The sequence below is a fragment of the Micromonospora sp. NPDC049836 genome, from assembly GCF_044465125.1.
Classification (GTDB): domain Bacteria; phylum Actinomycetota; class Actinomycetes; order Mycobacteriales; family Micromonosporaceae; genus Micromonospora.
In genome coordinates this window covers 12,355-30,766 of sequence record NZ_JBITLH010000015.1, presented here as the reverse complement: position 1 = coordinate 30,766, position 18,412 = coordinate 12,355, and the positions used below count along the sequence as shown (strand labels likewise).

Genomic DNA, 18,412 nt, shown 5'->3' with positions numbered 1-18,412 from the left:
AGGAATGGTCGAAGCGTTGGCTTGTCCTGGGCGCCCGCCGGTGCGGGCGGTGGCGCCGCGAGCCACGCATCATCCCGTACGTCTGCAGGAAGCGGAGAACTGTGCTGACCGTCAACGCCTACGCGGCGACGTCCGCGACCGGACCACTCACCCCGACCACCATCGAGCGGCGCGACCTCGGGCCGCACGACGTGCTCATCGACATCGCGTTCTCCGGCATCTGCCATTCCGACATCCACACCGCGCGCAGCGAGTGGGGCGCCACCAACTACCCGATCGTGGTCGGCCACGAGATCGCGGGCGTGGTCCGGGAGGTCGGCGCCGAGGTGACGAAGTTCGCCGCCGGCGACCGGGTCGGCGTCGGCTGCATGGTCGACTCCTGCCGCGAGTGCGACAACTGCCGCAAGGGCCTGGAGCAGTACTGCCTCAACGGCAACGTCGGCACGTACGGGGCGGTGGACCGGGACGGCCGGCCGACCCAGGGCGGCTACGCCCAGGCCATCGTGGTCACCGAGGACTTCGTGCTGCGGATCCCGGACGGTCTCGCGCTGGACGTGGCGGCGCCGCTGCTCTGCGCGGGCATCACCACGTACTCGCCGCTGCGGCACTGGGGCGTGGGCCGGGGCAGCCGGGTGGCGGTCATCGGTCTCGGCGGGCTCGGTCACATGGCCGTCAAGCTGGCGCACGCCATGGGCGCCGAGGTGACCGTGCTGTCCCAGTCGCTGAAGAAGCAGGAGGACGGGCTGCGGCTCGGCGCCGACCACTACTACGCCACCGGGGACGAGGAGACCTTCGCCAGGCTGGCGGGTTCCTTCGACGTCGTCCTGAACACGGTCAGCGCGAAGATCGACCTGGACGCGTACCTGGGGCTGCTCGCGGTGGACGGGACGCTGGTCAACGTCGGCGCGCCGGAGGAGCCGCTGTCGGTGCTGGCGTTCTCGCTCATCCCGGCCCGGCGGTCGTTCGCCGGCTCGATGATCGGCGGCATCGCCGAGACGCAGGAGATGCTCGACTTCTGCGCCGAGCACGGGCTCGGCGCCGAGATCGAGGTCATCCGGGCCGAGCAGATCAATGAGGCGTACGAGCGGGTGCTCGCCTCGGACGTGCGCTACCGCTTCGTCATCGACGCCTCGACGTTCTGACCGCCGCCGGCGGGGGCCGGAGTCGGGAAGGGGCCGCGTCCGATCGGACGCGGCCCCTTCCGTCGGTACGTCAGCCGCGGCGCGCCCAGGTCCAGGCGTACCCGTCGTCCTCGCAGGCGGTGGCGGCGGCGCAGAGGTCCAGCGGGCGGAAGGTGTCCACCATGACCGCCAGTTCGTCGAAGAAGTCCACCCCGATCGCCCGCTCCGCCGCCCCGGGCTGCGGGCCGTGGGTGAAGCCGGAGGGGTGCAGCGAGATCGAGCCCTGTTCGATGCCGGAGCCGCGCCGGGCCTCGTAGTTGCCGCCGGTGTAGAAGAGCATCTCGTCGGAGTCGACGTTGTGGTGGTTGTACGGCACCGGGATGGCGTCCGGGTGGTAGTCCACCTTGCGCGGCACGAACGAGCAGATGACGAAGTTCGGGCCCTGGAAGGTCTGGTGCACCGGCGGCGGCTGGTGGATCCGGCCGGTGATCGGCTCGAAGTCGTGGATGGAGAACGCCCACGGGTACAGGTGCCCGTCCCAGCCGACCACGTCGAACGGGTGGTTCGCGTACGTGTAGCGGGTCCACCCGCGGCGGTGCCGGACCAGCACCTCGACGTCCTCGCCGTCGACCAGCAGCGGCTCGTCCGGCCCGCGGACGTCGCGCTCGCAGTACGGCGAGTGCTCCAGGAACTGCCCGCGCACCGAGAGGTAGCGCTTGGGCGGCCCGACGTGCCCGGCCGCCTCGATGGCGAGCAGCCGGGTGGGCTGGTCGCCGGTGGGCACCAGGCGGTGGATGGTCGAGGTGGGGATGATGACGTAGTCGCCGGCCACCGCCTCCAGCACGCCGAACGGCGACTCGACCCGCAGCGATCCCGACTCGAGGTAGAGGCAGTGGTCGCCGGTGGCGTCCCGGAACAGCGGGGAGGGCCGGTCGGCCAGCACGTACGCGATCCGGACGTCATCGTTGGCGAGCAGGTACTGCCGGCCGAGCACCGGGTCGGCGCCGGCCGCGTCGAGCTTGTGGGTGCGCAGGTGGCGCGGCTTCAGCGGCAGGTTGGGTGCCCGGGTGACCGCGGGCGGGGTGAACTCCTCGGCGGCCACGATCGCGGTCGGCGCGTGCCGGTGGTAGAGCAGCGACGAGTCGGAGGAGAAGCCCTCCTGACCGACCAGCTCTTCCGCGTAGAGGCTGCCGTCGGGCTGGCGGAACTGGGTGTGCCGCTTGCGGGGCACCTCGCCGATGCTGCGGTAGTACGGCATCTCGCCTCCCGATATGTCCCGTTCTCCGGCCGGTGACGTCCGATAATCGGACGCTGTTGTCCGTTCCTTGTAGCGTCCCGTAGATTCTTGTCTCGTGTCAACGCAGGTGCCCCGCCTCCTCGCCGGCCTGGTGGACGACGCCGCGGTCTTCCCGCCCGGCAGTGCCGCGCCGCCGGACGCGGTGACCGACCACCGCCGGCACCGCGCCGCCTGGTACGCCGACCTGGTCGGCCCGCTGCTGCTGCCCGCCTCGGTGATCGAGGCCGGCGAGCTGAGCGGCCTGGTCGACCCCGCCGAGGGGTTCGTGATCGGCCTGATCGGCGACACCGGCGTGCAGCGGCTGCCCGTCGCGCTGTCCTTCCTGGCCCCCGACGGGGTGACCGCCCGGCAGGTCGAGGCGCCGGTCGCCAAGCGGGGCGAGGACCCGCAGCCCGGCCTGGCCGAGCTGATCAAGCTCGCCGAGCAGCGGGGCGGCACGGCCGTCTACGCCGAGATCCCGCTGACCTTCGGGCTGATGGGTGCGCTGGACACGGTCGCCGACGCGCGGGCCGGCGGGCTGCCCGTCGCGGCCAAGTTCCGCACCGGCGGGCTGGCCGCCGAGCTGTTCCCGACCCCGGTCGAGCTGGCCGCGGTGATCTGCGCCTGCCGAGACCGGGAGCTGCCGTTCAAGCTGACCGCCGGGCTGCACCACGCGATCCGCCACCGCGACCCGGAGACCGGCTTCACCCACCACGGTTTCGTCAACGTGCTGACCGCGACGCTGGCCGCCGCCGGGGGCGCGGAGGTGGACGAGGTCGCCGAACTGCTCGCCGCCACCGACGCGGTGCGGGTGGTCGAGCGGGTCCGGGCGCACCGCGACGACGAGCGCCCGCTCTGGATCGGGTACGGCTCGTGCAGCATCTCCGAACCACTGACCGATCTGATCCGGCTGGGGCTGGTGAACGGGGGCTACGAGGAATGAGCGAGCGCAGCGAGCGAATCGGGAGGTTCAGTGCGATGGTGCCTCATGGCGGCACGGAGCGGAGCGGAGTGACGGCATGAGCTGGGTGACGGGTGCCGACGGCTCGCCGTACGGGGTGACCAACCTGCCGTACGGGGTGTTCCGGCACGGCGACCGCGAGCCGCGGATCGGCGTACGGATCGGCGACTTCGTGCTGGACCTGGCCGGCGCGGAGGCGGCCGGCCTGGTGCTGGCCGCCGGCGCGCTGGGCCGGCCCAGCCTCAACGACTTCATGGCGCTCGGCCGTCCCCAGTGGACCGCCGTCCGGCAGCGGCTCACCGAGCTGCTCACCGACCCGGCGCACCGGGCGGCGGTCGAGCCGCTGCTGATCCCGCTGCGCGCGGTGGAGCTGCTGCTGCCGGTCGAGGTGGCCGACTACGTCGACTTCTACTCCTCCGAGCAGCACGCCTCGAACGTCGGGCAGATCTTCCGTCCCGGTCAGGCGGCGCTGCTGCCCAACTGGAAGCACGTGCCGATCGGCTACCACGGCCGGGCCGGCACGGTGGTGGTCTCCGGCACCCCGGTGGTCCGCCCGACCGGCCAGCGGGCGACCGCCCAGGGCCCGATCACCGGGGCCTCGGTCCGGCTGGACATCGAGGCCGAGGTGGGTTTCGTGGTCGGGGTGCCGAGCCGGCTCGGTGACCGCGTCCCGGTCGCGGACTTCGCCGACCACGTCTTCGGCGTGGTGCTGGTCAACGACTGGTCCGCCCGGGACATCCAGGCCTGGGAGTACCAGCCGCTCGGGCCGTTCCTCGGCAAGTCCTTCACCACCAGCGTGTCGGCCTGGATCACCCCGCTGGAGGCGCTCGCCGACGCCTTCGTGCCCGCCCCCAACCAGGACCCGCCGGTCCAGGACTACCTGCGCGACACCCCGCACCTCGGGCTCGACCTGTCCCTCGCGGTGCAGTGGAACGGCGAGCGGGTCGCCGAGCCGCCCTTCGCCACCATGTACTGGACGCCGGCCCAGCAGCTCGCCCACCTCACCGTCAACGGCGCGTCGTTGCGGACCGGGGACCTGTACGCCTCCGGCACCGTCTCCGGCCCCGAGCGCGGCCAGGTCGGCTCGTTCCTGGAGCTGACCTGGGGCGGCAGCGAGCCGGTCACGTTCGCCGACGGCACCACCCGGACCTTCCTGGAGGACGGCGACACGGTCACCATCACCGCCACCGCCCCGGGCCCGGACGGCACCACGATCGCCCTCGGCGAGGTCACCGGGACCATCCTGCCGGCCCGCTGAGTCGCCCTTCCGTCCGCCCGTTCCCCGGTCGCACCCGCTGTGCGACCAGCGGTCGCGCGTTCCCCGTTGATCGACGCGGATTCCGCACGCCCGGGGCACTGCGCCCCGGGCGTGCCCGAGCGGAACGAGGAGGGAACGAGGATGACCGAGCTGACCGGCGCCATCTGGCGCACCAGCAGTCGCTCCAACGACCAGGGCCTCTGCGTCGAGGTGGCCACCAACGTGGTGGCCGCGCACGGCGTGGTGGGGGTACGTGACTCGAAGGACCAGACCGGTCCCGCGCTCGCGGTGAGCCCACCGGGCTGGACCGCGTTCGTCGCCGGGATCCGGGCCGGCGCATTCGACCGCTGACCCCCGGCTCCGTACACCCCGGTGCCCCGCGCGGGGCACCGGCGGTGGAATTGTCACCGCAACGCGCCCCGTTTCCCGTTCACGCCCCGTACCGTGGACGACACGGGAGGTGCCATGTCGACGGTGACGGTCAGCGAATTCATCGAAGCCCAGGACGTCGACGTGTGGCGGCTGCTCACCGACCTGCCCGCGCGGGCCGGCTGGCTCTCCGCGGTCGGCTCGGTCGAGGTGCTCACCCCGGGGGAGTTCGGCCCGGGCACCGTCTGGTGCGAGACCCGGGCGCGGCCCGACGGCGCGGCGGAGCCGGAGGAGTTCGTGGTGGTCGAGGCGGTCGCCCCGGCCCGGCTGGTGCTCACCTCGCGGGGCACCGGCGCGGACTACCGGATCACCTGGACGCTGCGGACCGTCGAGCGGCGCCGGCGCGGCTGCACCGAGGTCACCGTCGAGCAGGAGGCGGCCCCGACCGCCCCGTACGGTCGGGTGCTCGCCCTGATCCTCGGCGGCCTGGCCGCCCGGGCGGTCGAGGGCGCCCTCCGGCGTGATCTCGCCGACCTGGCCCGGGCCGTGCGCCCGCACCGGTCCGCCGAGGCCGCCTGAGCCACCCGGTCACCCCGCCGCCCGCGGCCGCCCCGTCCGGCGCCGCGTCGGCTACCGGAACCTGTCCAGCGCGTCCGGCGCTGCGCGGGGCGCCGGGGTCGCGGCTGGGTAGGGTGCCGGGCGGAGGTGCGGCATGGGGAAGGCCCGGGGGCGGCGGAGCGTGGTGGCGCTGGTGGCGGTGCTCGCCGTCGTGGCGGCCGCCGCCGTGGTCCACCGGGTGCTGGCGCCCGCCGAGGTCAGCACCGTGGCCCGGGCGGCCTATCCGCCGGCGGCCACCCCGCCGGTCGGCGTGGTGGGCCGGCTGCCGGTGGCGCCGCTGGTCGTCGATGGCCGGCTCCGCGTCTACGCCAGCGCCCGCCAGGTGTACGCCGACCAGCCGGCGAGCGGCCGGCACCGGGTCACCCCGTTCTGGTCGTACCGGCGCTGGCCGGCCCGGCTCGACGGGGTGCTGGCCGACGGCACGACGGTGGTCAGCCGCTGGTCCGACGGGCGGCTCGTGGCGCTGGACGCGCGTACCGGCCGGGTGGCCTGGCGGGCGGACGGGCCGGCGCCGGGGCCGGTGCCGGCGCCCCGGCGCACCTACGCCGCCACGGTCTGGGATCCGGCCGGGCTGCACGTCGCCCGGGGCTCCGGCGGCCGGACGGTGCTGGTGGCGGCCGGTCCCGGCGGGATCGGCGGGTACGCGCTCGGCGACGGCCGCCGGCTTTGGCAGGCGGACCTGCGGCACGGCTGCCGCACCGACGTGGGCACCACGGCCGGCGGTGACCTGGTCGGGGTGGACGGCTGCGCCGGGCCGGCGACGGTCGAGTTCCGGGACGCGGCGACCGGGGCGGTCCGCACCCGCTGGCGGCCACCGGACACCTCCGGCGCGCTGGTGGTCACCCCGGTCGGCTGCCGGAGCGGGCACTCCGGCTGCCGAGGGCTGCGTACCGGGGGGCCCGGTGACGGCACCGGCCGGGGCTGGCTGGTCGGCCCGGGCGAGCCGGTGGCCGCGCCCGCGCTGGACGGCGCGGACACCGAGTTGGACGGCGAGTGGGTGGTCGGCACGTCGGGTGGGGTGACCGGCCGGTCGGCGCGGAGCGGGGCCCAGCGGTGGCGACGGGCCGACCTGGGCGCGGCGCGCATCCTGGCGGTCGAGCCCGGGCGGGTGCACCTGCTGACCGAGGGGCGTGACCTGGTGACGATCGATCCGGCCACCGGCGCGGAACGGTCCCGGTTCGTGCTGAACGTCGGTCAGGACGGGCTGGGCTGGGCGCCCGGCCGGGCGTACGCCGCGAGCGGCTACCTCGCGGTGGAGCGGCTGCGCGAGCGGGCCGGCCCCGGCGACGACGACCAGGGGTATTTCCTCACCGCCGAGGCGGTGTTGCTGGCCGCGACATGAGCGGGTCACCCGTTCGACAATCCGGGCCGGCGTCCTGGTGGGCACCTACTGCGAAACCAGCACCGCACTCCGCCGCCTGATGGGCGATTTGTCTGCTTTCATGCCGAAGGCGACGTGTCTGTGGCCTAGTGTCCGTCCCAGCGGGAAGCCACTTCTCACCCTTACCGCCGCCGGGACCGGTGTCCGGGTGCAGGCCCCGGGGCCGGTCCGTTATGGGGTTGACGGACCGGCCCCGGCTCACGCCGCTCAGGCCAGGGCCGCCTCGGCGGCGGCCAGGAAGGCGTCGTTCTCGGCCGGGGTGCCGATGGTGACCCGTACGCCGTCGCCCGGGAACGGCCGGACGATCACCCCACGGGCCTCGCACGCCTTGCCGAAGTCCACCGCCCGGTCGCCCAGCGGCAGCCAGACGAAGTTGGCCTGGCTGGCCGGCACGTCCGGGACGAACTTGCGGACCGCCTCGGTGACCCGGTCCCGCTCGGCGACGACCAGCGCGCAGCGGCGCTCGACCTCGTCCGCCTGGGCCAGCGCGGCGAGCGCACCGGCCTGGGCCGCCATGCTGGTGGAGAAGGGCGTGACCACCTTGCGCACGGCGGCGGCCACCGTCGGCGCGGCCACCAGCCAGCCGATCCGCAGCCCGGCCAGGCCCCACGCCTTGGAGAGGGTGCGCAGCACTGCCACGTTCGGCCGGTCCAGGTAGCCGAGGCCGTCCGGCACCTCCGGGTCGGTGACGAACTCCCGGTACGCCTCGTCGATCACCACGAGCACGTCGTCCGGCACCGCGTCGAGGAAGCGGTCCAGCTCGGCCTTGCGGACCGCCGTACCGGTGGGGTTGTTCGGGTTGCAGACCAGGATCATCCGGGTCCGGTCGGTCACCGCCGCCGCCATCGAGGCCAGGTCGTGACCGTGGCCCGCGTCGTTCGGCACCCGCACGCTCGTCGCGCCGCTGGTCGCCGCGATGATCGGGTACGCCTCGAACGACCGCCACGAGTAGAGCAACTCGTCGCCGGGCAGGCAGGTGGCCCGGACCAGGTGCTCGGCCAGCGCCACCGAGCCGCAGCCGGTGGCGATCCGGTCGGCGTCCACGCCGTACCGCTCCGCGAGGGCCTGGCGCAGCGCCACCACGCCCATGTCCGGGTAGCGGTGCGAGCCGGCCACCGCCTCGGCCACCGCCTCCACCACACCGGGCAGCGGGCCGTAGGGCACCTCGTTGCTGGCCAGCTTGATCGCCTCCGGCAGGCCCAGCTCGCGGGCCAGGTCGGCGGGGCTGCGCCCGGGCACGTAGTTGGGCAGCGCGTCCAGGTCGGCGCGGGTCAGCCGCAGCGCAGGCTGGTGACGTCCGGTGTCGCTCATGGGGTGTCTCCCGGGGGGTTGGCGCGGTCGCGCGGGGTGGTACCGGATTCGGGCCGGGCGCCGGAGAGCTGGACCACCACGGTCTGCGCCCGCTTGTCGTGCAGCGCCTGGCGCAGCGGCTGGTCGAAGAGCGCCGAGACGGCGTCGAGGAACTGGAGCAGCAGCCCGAAGCCGCAGCAGGCCCAGAACAGGGTCGGCATGCCGAGGGTGCTCCACCGGCGGGTGGCCCGGCCGAAGCCGAGCGGCTGGTCCGCCTCCACGGGCAGCGCGCGGACGCCCATCAGCCGCTTGCCGAAGGTCTGCCCCCGGGCGGCCATCGACGGCACCTCGTAGGCGAACCAGAGCGCGGTGGCGATCAGCAGGACGGCGAGGAGCAGCCCGCCGAACTGCTCGCCGGGGGGCGGCAGCGGCTCGTTGCTGAGATCCCCGGTGCTGACCCGGCGCCAGTACTCCTGCCACGGCGCGGACCACTCGACGAAGAAGCGCCAGATGAACCAGCCGTTGATCGCCGCGTTGAGCAGGACGAGCATGCCGACATCAATCAGTCGGGCGGCCAGCCGGGCACCGTACGAGGCGAGCGGCAGCCCGTGTGGGCGCGGCTCGGGCGGCCGCGCCGGCCAGGTCGGGTAGGGCCAGCCCGGCGGAGGTCCCGACGGCTGCCCGGGCCCGCCCACCGGCCGCCCCGGGTGCGGCCCCGGGCCCGGCGGCCAGGCGCCGGCCGGGCCGGGCCGCCCGACCGGCGGCCCGGGGTACGGGCCGCCGTGACCGGGGTACCCGCCCGGCTGACCCGGGTGCGGGCCGCTGACCGGGGCGGCGGTGTGCGGCGGGGCAGCGGTGTGCGGCGGGGCAGCCGGGACCGCGACGGGGGCCGGCTCCGGCGGCGGCGGACCCTCGGGCGGGGTGGCGTCGACCGGGATGGGCGCGCCGAGCCAGCCCTCCCCGTCCCAGTACCGGCGGGTCTCCGGGTCGGCGGGGTCGACGTACCAGCCAGGTTCCACACTCACGGTGCCACCTCAGTTCGCGACTGCGGGGCTCGCAGACCCGGCTCGCTCCTCACGCTCACGGTGCAACCTTAACGACGACCGTGCCGGCGGCCTTGTCGTGCAGGCACTGCTGCCAGGGCTTGTCCCAGAGCTGCCAGAGCCCGTCGACGTAGCTGGCGAACGGCACGAGCGACCCGGCGACGAACTCCACCAGGTACCGCCGGCCGAGGTGACCCCGGGTCAGCGCGGCACCCGGCTCGACCGGGACGATGCGCAGCTTCATCACCTTCTTGCCCAGCGTCTGACCGGTCCGGCGGGCGTACTCGACGTGGTAGAGCCAGTAGAAGACGAGCAGGACCGCGAAGATCCCCAGCTCGGCGAGGAGGATCGGCAGGAACAGGTCGGTGAAGAACATCGACGGGTCGGGCTCGGGCACCGTCCCGTCCGGGCCGGGCATCGGCATCTGGTCGATCGTCCGGACGACCAACCAGACGAAGACCGGCGCGAAGAGCACCATGGCCACCGCCGAGGCGACCATCGAGTCGATCAGCCAGGCCACCAGCCGCTCGCCGAAGCCGGCCAGCGGCTGACCGTTGGGGGCCAGGGCCGGCGGCACGAACCCGGCGGGCGGGGCGTACCCGGGCGGCGGGGGCGGGTAGCCCGGCGGTCCCGCGTACGCCGGGGGGACGTACTGGGTGGGCGGCGCGAAGCCGCCGCCCACGGGCGGGGGCCCGGCGGGCGGCGGCGGGGTGCTCGGGGAAGGGTGGGTCACGCCGACAGTGTTACAGGTTGCCGCGCTTCTCCTGCTCCCGCTCGATCGCCTCGAACAGGGCCTTGAAGTTGCCCTTGCCGAAGCCGAGGGAGCCGTGCCGCTCGATCAGCTCGAAGAAGACGGTCGGGCGGTCCTGCACCGGCTTGGTGAAGATCTGGAGCAGGTAGCCATCCTCGTCCCGGTCGACCAGGATCTTGCGGGACTGCAGCTCCTCGATCGGCACCCGCACGTTGCCGATCCGGGACCGCAGCTCCGGGTCCTCGTAGTAGGAGTCCGGGGTGTCCAGGAACTCGACGCCGGCCGCGCGCATGGCGTCGACGCTGGCCAGGATGTCGTTGGTGGCCACGGCGATGTGCTGGGCGCCCGGCCCCTGGTAGAACTCCAGGTACTCGTCGATCTGCGACTTCTTGCGGGCGATGGCCGGCTCGTTGAGCGGGAACTTCACCTTGCGGGTGCCGCTCGCGACCACCTTGCTCATCAGCGCGGAGTAGTCGGTGGCGATGTCGTCGCCGACGAACTCGGCCATGTTGGTGAAGCCCATGACCCGCTTGTAGAACTCGACCCACTCGTCCATCCGGCCCAGCTCCACGTTGCCGACCACGTGGTCGACGGCCTGGAAGAAGCGCTTCGGCTGGAGGCCGGCGTCGATCATCGGCTGCCGGTCCACGATCGGGCCGCGGGCCACGAAGCCGGGCAGGAACGGGCCGGTGTAGCGGGACCGGTCGACGAGCGTGTGCCGGGTGTCCCCGTACGCGGCGATGCTCGCCATCCGGACCGTGCCGTGCTCGTCGCTGACGTCGTGCGGCTCGACCAGGCCGGTGGCGCCCTGCGCGGTGGCGTGCGCGTACGCGGCGTCGACGTCCGGCACCTCCAGCGCGATGTCGGAGATGCCGTCGCTGTGCGCGGCCACGTGCGCGGCGCCCTCGGCGCCGGGGCGGACCACGCCGGTCAGCACGAACCGCGCCGAACCGCTGGTCAGCACGTACTGGGCGTGGTCCCGGTAGCCCTGCTCCGGGCCCCGGTACGCCACGCAGGTCATCCCGTACGCGGTGGAGTAGTAGTGGGCGGCCTGCTTGGCGTTGCCCACCAGGAAGTGCACGTGGTCGAGCCCCTTGACCGGGAACGGGTCGCGGGTGATGTCGTGGTCGACGGCGCCGATGAGGACGTCGGCGTCGATCTCGTCGGTCGACTGGGGTCGGTCGATCGCCTGGGTCATGGTGGCCTCCCTTGCGTACCGGCCGGCCTCGTGGGCCGCCCTGGGTGTGCTGTTGTGGCGAGGATCGCTGGGCGGCCGATCGTTGGGCAACAGTTGCGGAAAACCCTGGTCAGCTTGTGCATTCGGTAGGGTGTTTACCCATGAGTGCTGGTCAGGATGTACAGCTCGACGAGCTTGATGCACGGCTGCTCACGTTGCTCGCCGAGGAGCCGCGGATCGGGGTGCTGGAGTGCTCCCGCCGGCTCGGGGTGGCCCGGGGCACCGTCCAGGCCCGGCTCGACAAGCTGGTCGACCGGGGGGTCATCGGCGGCTTCGGCCCGGAGATCTCGCCGGCCGCGATCGGCTTCGGGGTGACCAGCTTCGTCACCCTGGAGATCAGCCAGCGGCACGGGCACGACCCGGTGACCGCGCACCTGGCGGCGATCCCCGAGGTGCTGGAGGCGCACACCATCACCGGCTCCAGCGACCTGCTCTGCCGCATCGTGGCCCGGTCGAACACCGACCTCCAGCGGGTGATCGACCAGATCGTCTCCTCCGAGGGCATCCGCCGCGCCTCGACGATCATCGCGCTGGCCGAGCAGATCCCGTACCGCACGCTGCCCCTGGTCCGCTCCGCGGCCCGGGCGGGGTCCCGCGTGCCCCCCGGAGGTGGCGCGGGGAGCCCCGCTTAGCACGGCGGCGGCCGAGAAAGCTACGCGACACGGCCGTTCGGGTCCTCGGCGCGGCGGTGATCGTCGCTACCGTGTGCGGTGTGAAGGGCCTTGGCGTACGCGGCTGGTTGCTGCTGGGGCTCATCACCGTGGTCATTCTCGCCGCCACCGGGGTGTGGAACCCGTTCCCGAGGATGTGGGACTGGGTCGACCGGAGCGAGCCGATCTCCGAGCCGGACGTGGTCTGGCAGCAGCGGGTCGGCGGCACGCCGCGAAGCGTGACCATCGCCGGCGACACGGTGGTCGTCGAGCAGCGCACCCGGGTCGAGGCGCGCAGCCTGGCCACCGGCAGCCAGCTCTGGGAGCGCAAGGCCGACTGGGCGGCGGTGGCCGGCGGCGACCGGGACCCGGTCGTCGCCGTGGGCAAGCTCCTGGTCAAGGGGTACGAGCTGCTCGACCCCGCCACCGGCGCGGTACGCCGGCGCGACGACCGGGCGGTGGCCGTGTGGACGTATCGCGACCTGCTGCTCGACGTCCGCTGCGTGGCGGCCACCGACTGCACGCTGAGCGCCTGGGAGCCGCGCGGGACCCGGCCACTCTGGACGGCCTTCCTGCCCGGCGTGCACAGCGGGCTGCTCGCCGACAATCCGGAGCTGCTCGGCACCCGGCGGCTCGACGCGCCGCGCATCGACGACGGGGTGGCCGGTCCGGAGGACGTCCCGCCGCTGCTCGGGTTCCCGGTGGACGGGCGGGTGCACGTGGTGGACACCGCCACCGGCCGGGTGCTGCAGAACGTCCAGCCCGGCCGGGAGGAGCGGCTGGCGGTGATCGGTGGCCGGCTGCTCCGGATCAGAGCCACCTCCCGCGACGGGAGCTGCTACTTCGACATCTCCGCCGTCGATCCGGCCACCGGGCAGCAGGTGTGGCGGCGTACCGGGGTGAACCTGCGGACCGCCGACTACGCCGGCTGCGTGCAGCGGGAGGACCCGCAGGGCGCCCGGAACGTGCTCATCGGGGTCGGCCCGGACGGCCGCGAGGCGGTGCTCGACGGGTACGACGGCCGGTTGCTCCTGGTCGGCGCGGACGGGGAGAAGCTGCTCGCCGTCGACGACCGGTACGCGCTGGTACGCAGCGCCGACAAGCGGACCATCGTCGGCCGCGAGCTGGGCGTCGACCGGGCCGGCTGGAGCCGGCCCGCGGGCGGGAAGAGCGGTGCGGCGCTCACCCCGTACGCGGCGCTGATCGCCGAGGAGAAGCCGTCCCGGCTGATCGCCGTCACCCCGGCCGGCGGCCGGGAACTGGTCGTGCTGCGGACCTCCGCGAACGCCCTCGCCGTCGGCCCGAACGGCATGATCATCGGCGAGGGGCGCGAGATCGGGTACGTCCGCTGGGGCGCCGGCGGCGCCGTCGTGCCGCCCGCGGCCGGGGACGGCCTCCCCGGACCGGGGCCGGGCGGCACCCGCCTTCCCCCGTCCCAGCAGGGCGACTGCGGGCCGAAGAACGAGCTCTGTCCCGGCGGTGGGTGAGAGCGGCGTCCCAGGGGACCCCGGCGGGTGTCACCGATCGACAGCTCTGCCCTAGGCTTTTCGCTCATGAGCAGTGCCGCCGCCTTCTCGTACGCCCCTCTGCTGCCGACCGGTCCCGACCAGACCGAGTACCGCCTGGTCACCGATGAGGGCGTCGACGTCGTCAACGGCCCCGGTGGTCGCCGGTTCCTCACCGTGGAGCCCGCCGCGTTGACCGCGCTGACCGCCGAGGCGATGCACGACATCGCCCACTTCCTGCGCCCGGCCCACCTGGCTCAGCTCCGGTCGATCATCGACGACCCGATGGCCTCGCCGAACGACCGGTTCGTCGCGCTGGACCTGCTGCGCAACGCCAACATCGCCGCCGGCGGGGTGCTGCCGATGTGCCAGGACACCGGCACCGCGATCGTGATGGGCAAGCGCGGCCGGCACGTGCTCACCGACGGCGCCGACGCCGAGGCGATCTCGCGCGGTGTGTGGCAGGCGTACACCCGGCTCAACCTGCGTTACTCCCAGCTCGCCCCGCTGACCATGTGGGACGAGCGGAACACCGGCAGCAACCTGCCCGCCCAGGTGGAGCTCTACGCCGAGGACCCGGACGGGCACCCGGACGCGTACAAGTTCCTCTTCATGGCCAAGGGGGGCGGCTCGGCCAACAAGTCGTACCTCTACCAGGAGACCAAGGCGCTGTTGAATCCGACGCGGATGATGCAGTTCCTGGAGGAGAAGCTGCGGCTCATCGGCACCGCGGCCTGCCCGCCCTATCACCTGGCCGTCGTCATCGGCGGCACCTCGGCCGAGTACGCGCTGAAGACCGCCAAGTACGCCTCCGCCAAATACCTGGACGGCCTGCCGACCCAGGGCTCGATGACCGCGCACGGCTTCCGGGACCTGGAGTTGGAGGCCGAGGTGCTGGAGCTGACCCGCAACTTCGGCATCGGCGCGCAGTTCGGCGGGCGGTACTTCTGCCACGACGTCCGGGTGGTCCGGCTGCCCCGGCACGGCGCCTCCTGCCCGGTCGCCATCGCGGTCTCCTGCTCCGCCGACCGGCAGGCGGTCGCCAAGATCACCCCGTCCGGTGTCTGGCTGGAGCGGCTGGAGACCGACCCGGCGCGCTACCTGCCCGACGTCACCGACGCGCACCTGGACAGCTCCGAGGTGGTCCGGGTCGACCTGAACCGCCCGATGGACGAGATCCGCGCCGAGCTGTCGAAGTACCCGGTGAAGACCCGGCTCTCGCTGACCGGCCCGCTCGTCGTGGCCCGGGACATCGCGCACGCCAAGATCGCCGAGCGGCTGGACGCCGGCGAGCCGATGCCGCAGTACCTGCGCGACCACGCCGTCTACTACGCCGGCCCGGCCAAGACCCCCGAGGGCTACGCGTCCGGCTCCTTCGGCCCCACCACCGCCGGGCGGATGGACGCGTACGTGGCGAAGTTCCAGGCGGCCGGCGGCTCGATGGTGATGCTGGCGAAGGGCAACCGGTCCGCCCAGGTCACCCGCTCCTGCCAGCAGCACGGCGGCTTCTACCTCGGCTCGATCGGCGGCCCGGCCGCGCGGCTCGCCCAGGACTGCATCAAGCACGTCGAGGTGCTCGAATACCCCGAGCTGGGCATGGAGGCGGTCTGGAAGATCGAGGTCGAGGACTTCCCGGCCTTCGTCGTGGTCGACGACAAGGGCAACGACTTCTTCGCCGAGGTGACCAAGCCGGTGCTCACCGTCGGCCGGCGCTGACGTACCTGGAAAGGGGGCGACCGGGCCGGTTCGACGCCCTGCCCGGCTGCCGCCTGTCGACATCGGTGCGCCCGCCCGGAGGATCCCGGACGGGCGCACCGCCCCCGTCGGATGCCGTTACCGACAACCCGGAACGAGTCTCGGGGTCGCCGCTGTCGATCCGCTATCAGATCGCTATCGTTCACCCGCGCCGCTCGGTGACGGGCGGGCTACGCTCCTGGAAGTTGCACATACGGGGGTGCGGATGCGGTTCGGGATCCTGGGTCCACTGCGGGTCGGCGGTGGGGAGACCACCGTCACCGCGGGCCGGGACCGGACCGTGCTCGCCCTGCTGCTGCTGAGGCCCGGCCGGGTGGTGCCCGTCGAGGAGCTGATCGACGCGGTCTGGGAGGAGCGGCCCCCGGCCACCGCCCGTACCCAGCTCCAGATCTGCGTGTCGCGGCTGCGGCAGCGCTTCGCCGCGCTCGGGCTGCCCGCGGAGAGCATCGTCACCGATCCGGCCGGCTACGGCATCCGGGTCGACGCGTCCGACCTGGACGTCGGGGTCTTCGCCCGGGAGGTCGACGCCGCCCGGGCGGCGCTCGCCGGCGGGCGGCCCGCCGAGGCCCGCCGGCACTACCGGACCGCGTTGGGGCTCTGGCGGGGACCCGCGCTGGGCGGGATCGCCAGCCGCAGCGTACGGCGCCGGGCGCAGGCCCTCGACGAGCAGCGGCTCGCCGTGCTCGAGGAGTGCGTCGACGTCGAGCTGCGGCTGGGGCAGGCGGCCGACGTGCTCGACGAGCTGGTCGAGAGCGTGGAACGCCACCCGCTGCGGGAACGGACGCGCGGCCAGCTCATGCTCGCCCTCACCGCGCTCGGCCGGCAGGCGGACGCGCTGGCCGTCTACCGGGAGGGCCGCCGGATCCACGCCGACGAACTCGGCATCGAACCGGGCCCGGCGCTCCAGGAGCTGCACCAGCGGGTGCTCGCCGGTGACCTCACGACGAGCGGCCCCAAAGCTCTCCCCGCCGCCGTCGTCCCGGTCCGGTCGCTGCCCCGGGCGATCAGTGACTTCACCGGCCGGCAGCAGACGGTGGCCCGGCTGGTCAAGGAGATCGTGGAGGACGAGGCGCGGGTGCAGCTCATCGACGGGATGGCCGGGAGCGGCAAGACGACGCTCGCCGTCCACCTGGCGAGCGCCCTCGGTGAGTGGTTCTCCGACGCGCAGCTCTACATCGACCTGCACGGGCACAGCGACCGCCCGCCGCTCACCCCGGTCGCGGCGGTGGCCACGCTGCTCCGGCAGCTCGGCGTCGCGCCCGAACGGACCCCCCTCGACGTGGACGACTGGTTGGCGGTGTGGCGGATCGAGCTGGCGCGGCGCCGGGCCGTGGTGGTGCTGGACAACGCGGCCAGCGCCGAGCAGGTGGCCCCCCTGCTGCCCAGCGGGGCGGAGAACGTCGTCCTCGTCACCAGCCGCCGCCGCCTGTTCGGGCTCGACGACGGGCGCCCGTCGTCGCTGCCGGTGCTGGACGCCGACGAGGCGGTCGAGCTGTTGGCCCGGGTCGCCGGCGGGGACCGGGTGGCCGCCGAGCCGGCGGCCGCCGCCGAGGTGGTCCGCCGCTGCGGGTACCTGCCGCTGGCGATCCGGCTGGCCGGCGCCCGCCTGGCCCACCGGCCCCGGTGGCGGATCGCCGACCTGGCCGAGCGCCTCTCCGCCGGGCGCGACCCGCTGGCCGAGCTGGGGGCCGGCGAACGCTCCGTCGGGCAGGCCTTCGCGCTGTCGTACGCCCAGGTGGCGCCGCCGGTGCAGCGGCTGTTCCGGCTGCTCGGCCTGCACACCGGCGCCCGGTTCGACAACCGGGTGGCGGCGGCGCTCACGGACCTGCCGCTCGCCGAGGCGCAGGACCTGCTCGACGACCTGGTGGACGCGCACCTGGCGGAGGAGGTGGAGCCGGGCCGGTACCGGCTGCACGACCTGCTGCGCGAGTACGCCCGGCGGCTGCTGGCCGAGCCCGAGCGGTCCGACGAGCGCCGGGTCGGGCTGGAGCTGCTGCTCGACCATCACCTGCATGTGGCCACCGCGATCGCCCGGCGGCTGGAAGCCGGCCCGAGCATCCAGACGCTGGCCCGGATGCCCGCGCCGCGGCGTCCCGACCTGGTCACGGCCTGCGCGGGGCAGGGCGCGGCCTGGTTCGACGAGCACCGCAGCGGCGTGACCGCGCTGGTCCGGGTGGCCGAGAACGAGGGTTTCCTCCGGCACTGCTGGCAGCTGGCGCGGGCGTTCTGGTGGTCCAACTACACCGGCGGGCATCTCGACGAGCTGGTCGAGACGCATCAGGTGGCCAGGCGGGCCGCCGACGCGCTGCGCGACGACGAGGCGTCGGCGATCACCATGAACTACCTGGCCTCGGCCTACTACCGGCAGGGCCGGGTGATCGAGGCGACCCAGGTGATGGAGGCGGTCGTGGACCGTTACCGCCGGCTCGGCCAGCGGCGGGAGACGGTGCACGCGCTCTGCAACCTGGCGGCCGCCTACGCCTGCGCCGACGACTACCGGCGCGGCGTCGAGAGCGCCGAGGCGGCGTTGCGGCTGGCCCGGTTGCCGGAGGAGACCGAACAGGCGGCGAACCTGCTCAACAACCAGTCCATCGCGCTGCTGCTCTGGGGCCGGTACGACGAGGCCCTGCGGACGTCGCGGTACCACCTGCTGCTGGCCCGGCAGTGCAGCGACCCGCGACCGATGGCGAACGCGGTCGCCCATCTCGGGATGATCCGGCACCGGATGGGCGACCGTGAGCCGGCCCGCCGGTTGCTGCGCATCGCGGTGAACCTGAAGCGCCGGGTCGGCAACCGGTTCGGCGAGGCCGAGCTGCTCAACGAGATCGGGGTGATGGCGCGCGAGGACGGCCGGCCCGTGGCGGCTGCCGGACGCCACCGGGAGGCGCTGGTGGCGATGATCGAGATCGGGGACCGGACCGGGCAGTGTGCCTCCCGCAACCTGCTGGCCCGCGCCCTGCTCGACCAGGGTGACGCGGCCAGCGCGCTGGACCTGCACCGGCGGGTGCTGGCCGACGCCACCCGGGTCGGTGCCCGCTACGAGCAGGCCCGGGCGCTGGAGGGCATCGCCCGCTGCCTGCGGCACAGTGACCCGGCCCAGGCCCGGACGTACGCCGGCCGGGCGCTGGCGCTGTTCCAGCAGCTCGAGTCCCCGGATCAGCGGCAGACCGCGGAGCTGCTGGCCGAGCTGGGGTGAG

The 18,412-nt window shown here is 73.9% G+C and carries 15 protein-coding genes; 10 read left to right on the top strand and 5 right to left on the bottom strand.

The features are described 5' to 3' along the window. Positions 1-101 precede the first annotated feature (101 nt). Positions 102-1,142, top strand: a complete 1,041-nt coding sequence (locus ACIBPB_RS29040; RefSeq protein WP_396842628.1) for an NAD(P)-dependent alcohol dehydrogenase — start codon at positions 102-104, stop codon at positions 1,140-1,142. 70 nt (positions 1,143-1,212) lie between these two features. Here the strand turns inward: ACIBPB_RS29040 and ACIBPB_RS29035 are convergent, their stop codons facing one another. After that, on the bottom strand, positions 1,213-2,379 hold the full coding sequence (locus tag ACIBPB_RS29035) for a homogentisate 1,2-dioxygenase (RefSeq protein ID WP_396842627.1): 1,167 nt from the start codon (positions 2,377-2,379) through the stop codon (positions 1,213-1,215). Between the two features lie 94 nt (positions 2,380-2,473). Between ACIBPB_RS29035 and ACIBPB_RS29030 the strand changes: the two genes are divergently transcribed. From ACIBPB_RS29030 to ACIBPB_RS29010, 5 genes are all read left to right on the top strand, one after another. Beyond that, a complete protein-coding gene (locus ACIBPB_RS29030; protein ID WP_396842626.1) occupies positions 2,474-3,340 on the top strand; it encodes a hypothetical protein in 867 nt (288 codons plus the stop codon). Between the two features lie 76 nt (positions 3,341-3,416). Continuing rightward, on the top strand, positions 3,417-4,616 hold the full coding sequence (gene fahA / locus ACIBPB_RS29025) for a fumarylacetoacetase (protein ID WP_396842625.1): 1,200 nt from the start codon (positions 3,417-3,419) through the stop codon (positions 4,614-4,616). A gap of 141 nt (positions 4,617-4,757) precedes the next feature. After that, positions 4,758-4,967, top strand: a complete 210-nt coding sequence (locus ACIBPB_RS29020; protein ID WP_396842624.1) for a DUF397 domain-containing protein — start codon at positions 4,758-4,760, stop codon at positions 4,965-4,967. Positions 4,968-5,081: 114 nt separating this feature from the next. Beyond that, complete coding sequence (locus ACIBPB_RS29015; RefSeq protein WP_396842623.1) at positions 5,082-5,564, top strand: SRPBCC family protein; 483 nt, start codon at positions 5,082-5,084, stop codon at positions 5,562-5,564. A gap of 133 nt (positions 5,565-5,697) precedes the next feature. Then, positions 5,698-6,945 (top strand): PQQ-binding-like beta-propeller repeat protein, encoded by a 1,248-nt coding sequence (locus ACIBPB_RS29010; protein ID WP_396842622.1) that lies wholly within the window; start codon positions 5,698-5,700, stop codon positions 6,943-6,945. Between the two features lie 246 nt (positions 6,946-7,191). On the opposite strand, the gene hisC is transcribed toward ACIBPB_RS29010, so the two are convergent. Genes hisC through hppD form a run of 4 tightly spaced genes read right to left on the bottom strand, consistent with a single transcriptional unit; the run spans position 7,192 to position 11,266 of the window. Continuing rightward, the gene (gene hisC, locus ACIBPB_RS29005) at positions 7,192-8,295 is read right to left on the bottom strand and encodes a histidinol-phosphate transaminase (protein ID WP_396842621.1); all 1,104 of its coding nucleotides are present in this window, start codon (positions 8,293-8,295) and stop codon (positions 7,192-7,194) included. Further along, a complete protein-coding gene (locus tag ACIBPB_RS29000) occupies positions 8,292-9,299 on the bottom strand; it encodes an RDD family protein (RefSeq protein ID WP_396842620.1) in 1,008 nt (335 codons plus the stop codon). Before ACIBPB_RS29000 ends, hisC begins: the two co-directional genes overlap by 4 nt. Positions 9,300-9,354: 55 nt before the next feature. Next, entirely contained in the window at positions 9,355-10,050 is a 696-nt protein-coding gene (locus tag ACIBPB_RS28995; RefSeq protein WP_396842618.1) for an RDD family protein, read from the bottom strand. A gap of 10 nt (positions 10,051-10,060) precedes the next feature. Beyond that, entirely contained in the window at positions 10,061-11,266 is a 1,206-nt protein-coding gene (gene hppD, locus ACIBPB_RS28990; protein WP_357316695.1) for a 4-hydroxyphenylpyruvate dioxygenase, read from the bottom strand. A 140-nt stretch (positions 11,267-11,406) separates the two neighbouring features. On the opposite strand from hppD, the gene ACIBPB_RS28985 reads away from it, so the two are divergent. The 4 genes from ACIBPB_RS28985 to ACIBPB_RS28970 all read left to right on the top strand — a co-directional run bounded on the left by ACIBPB_RS28985 (position 11,407) and on the right by ACIBPB_RS28970 (position 18,411). After that, complete coding sequence (locus ACIBPB_RS28985) at positions 11,407-11,937, top strand: Lrp/AsnC family transcriptional regulator (RefSeq protein WP_396842617.1); 531 nt, start codon at positions 11,407-11,409, stop codon at positions 11,935-11,937. 122 nt (positions 11,938-12,059) lie between these two features. Next, a complete protein-coding gene (locus ACIBPB_RS28980; protein ID WP_396842720.1) occupies positions 12,060-13,442 on the top strand; it encodes a hypothetical protein in 1,383 nt (460 codons plus the stop codon). A 66-nt stretch (positions 13,443-13,508) separates the two neighbouring features. Next, entirely contained in the window at positions 13,509-15,176 is a 1,668-nt protein-coding gene (locus ACIBPB_RS28975; protein ID WP_396842616.1) for a fumarate hydratase, read from the top strand. Between the two features lie 244 nt (positions 15,177-15,420). Beyond that, entirely contained in the window at positions 15,421-18,411 is a 2,991-nt protein-coding gene (locus tag ACIBPB_RS28970; RefSeq protein ID WP_396842615.1) for a BTAD domain-containing putative transcriptional regulator, read from the top strand. Position 18,412 lies beyond the last annotated feature (1 nt).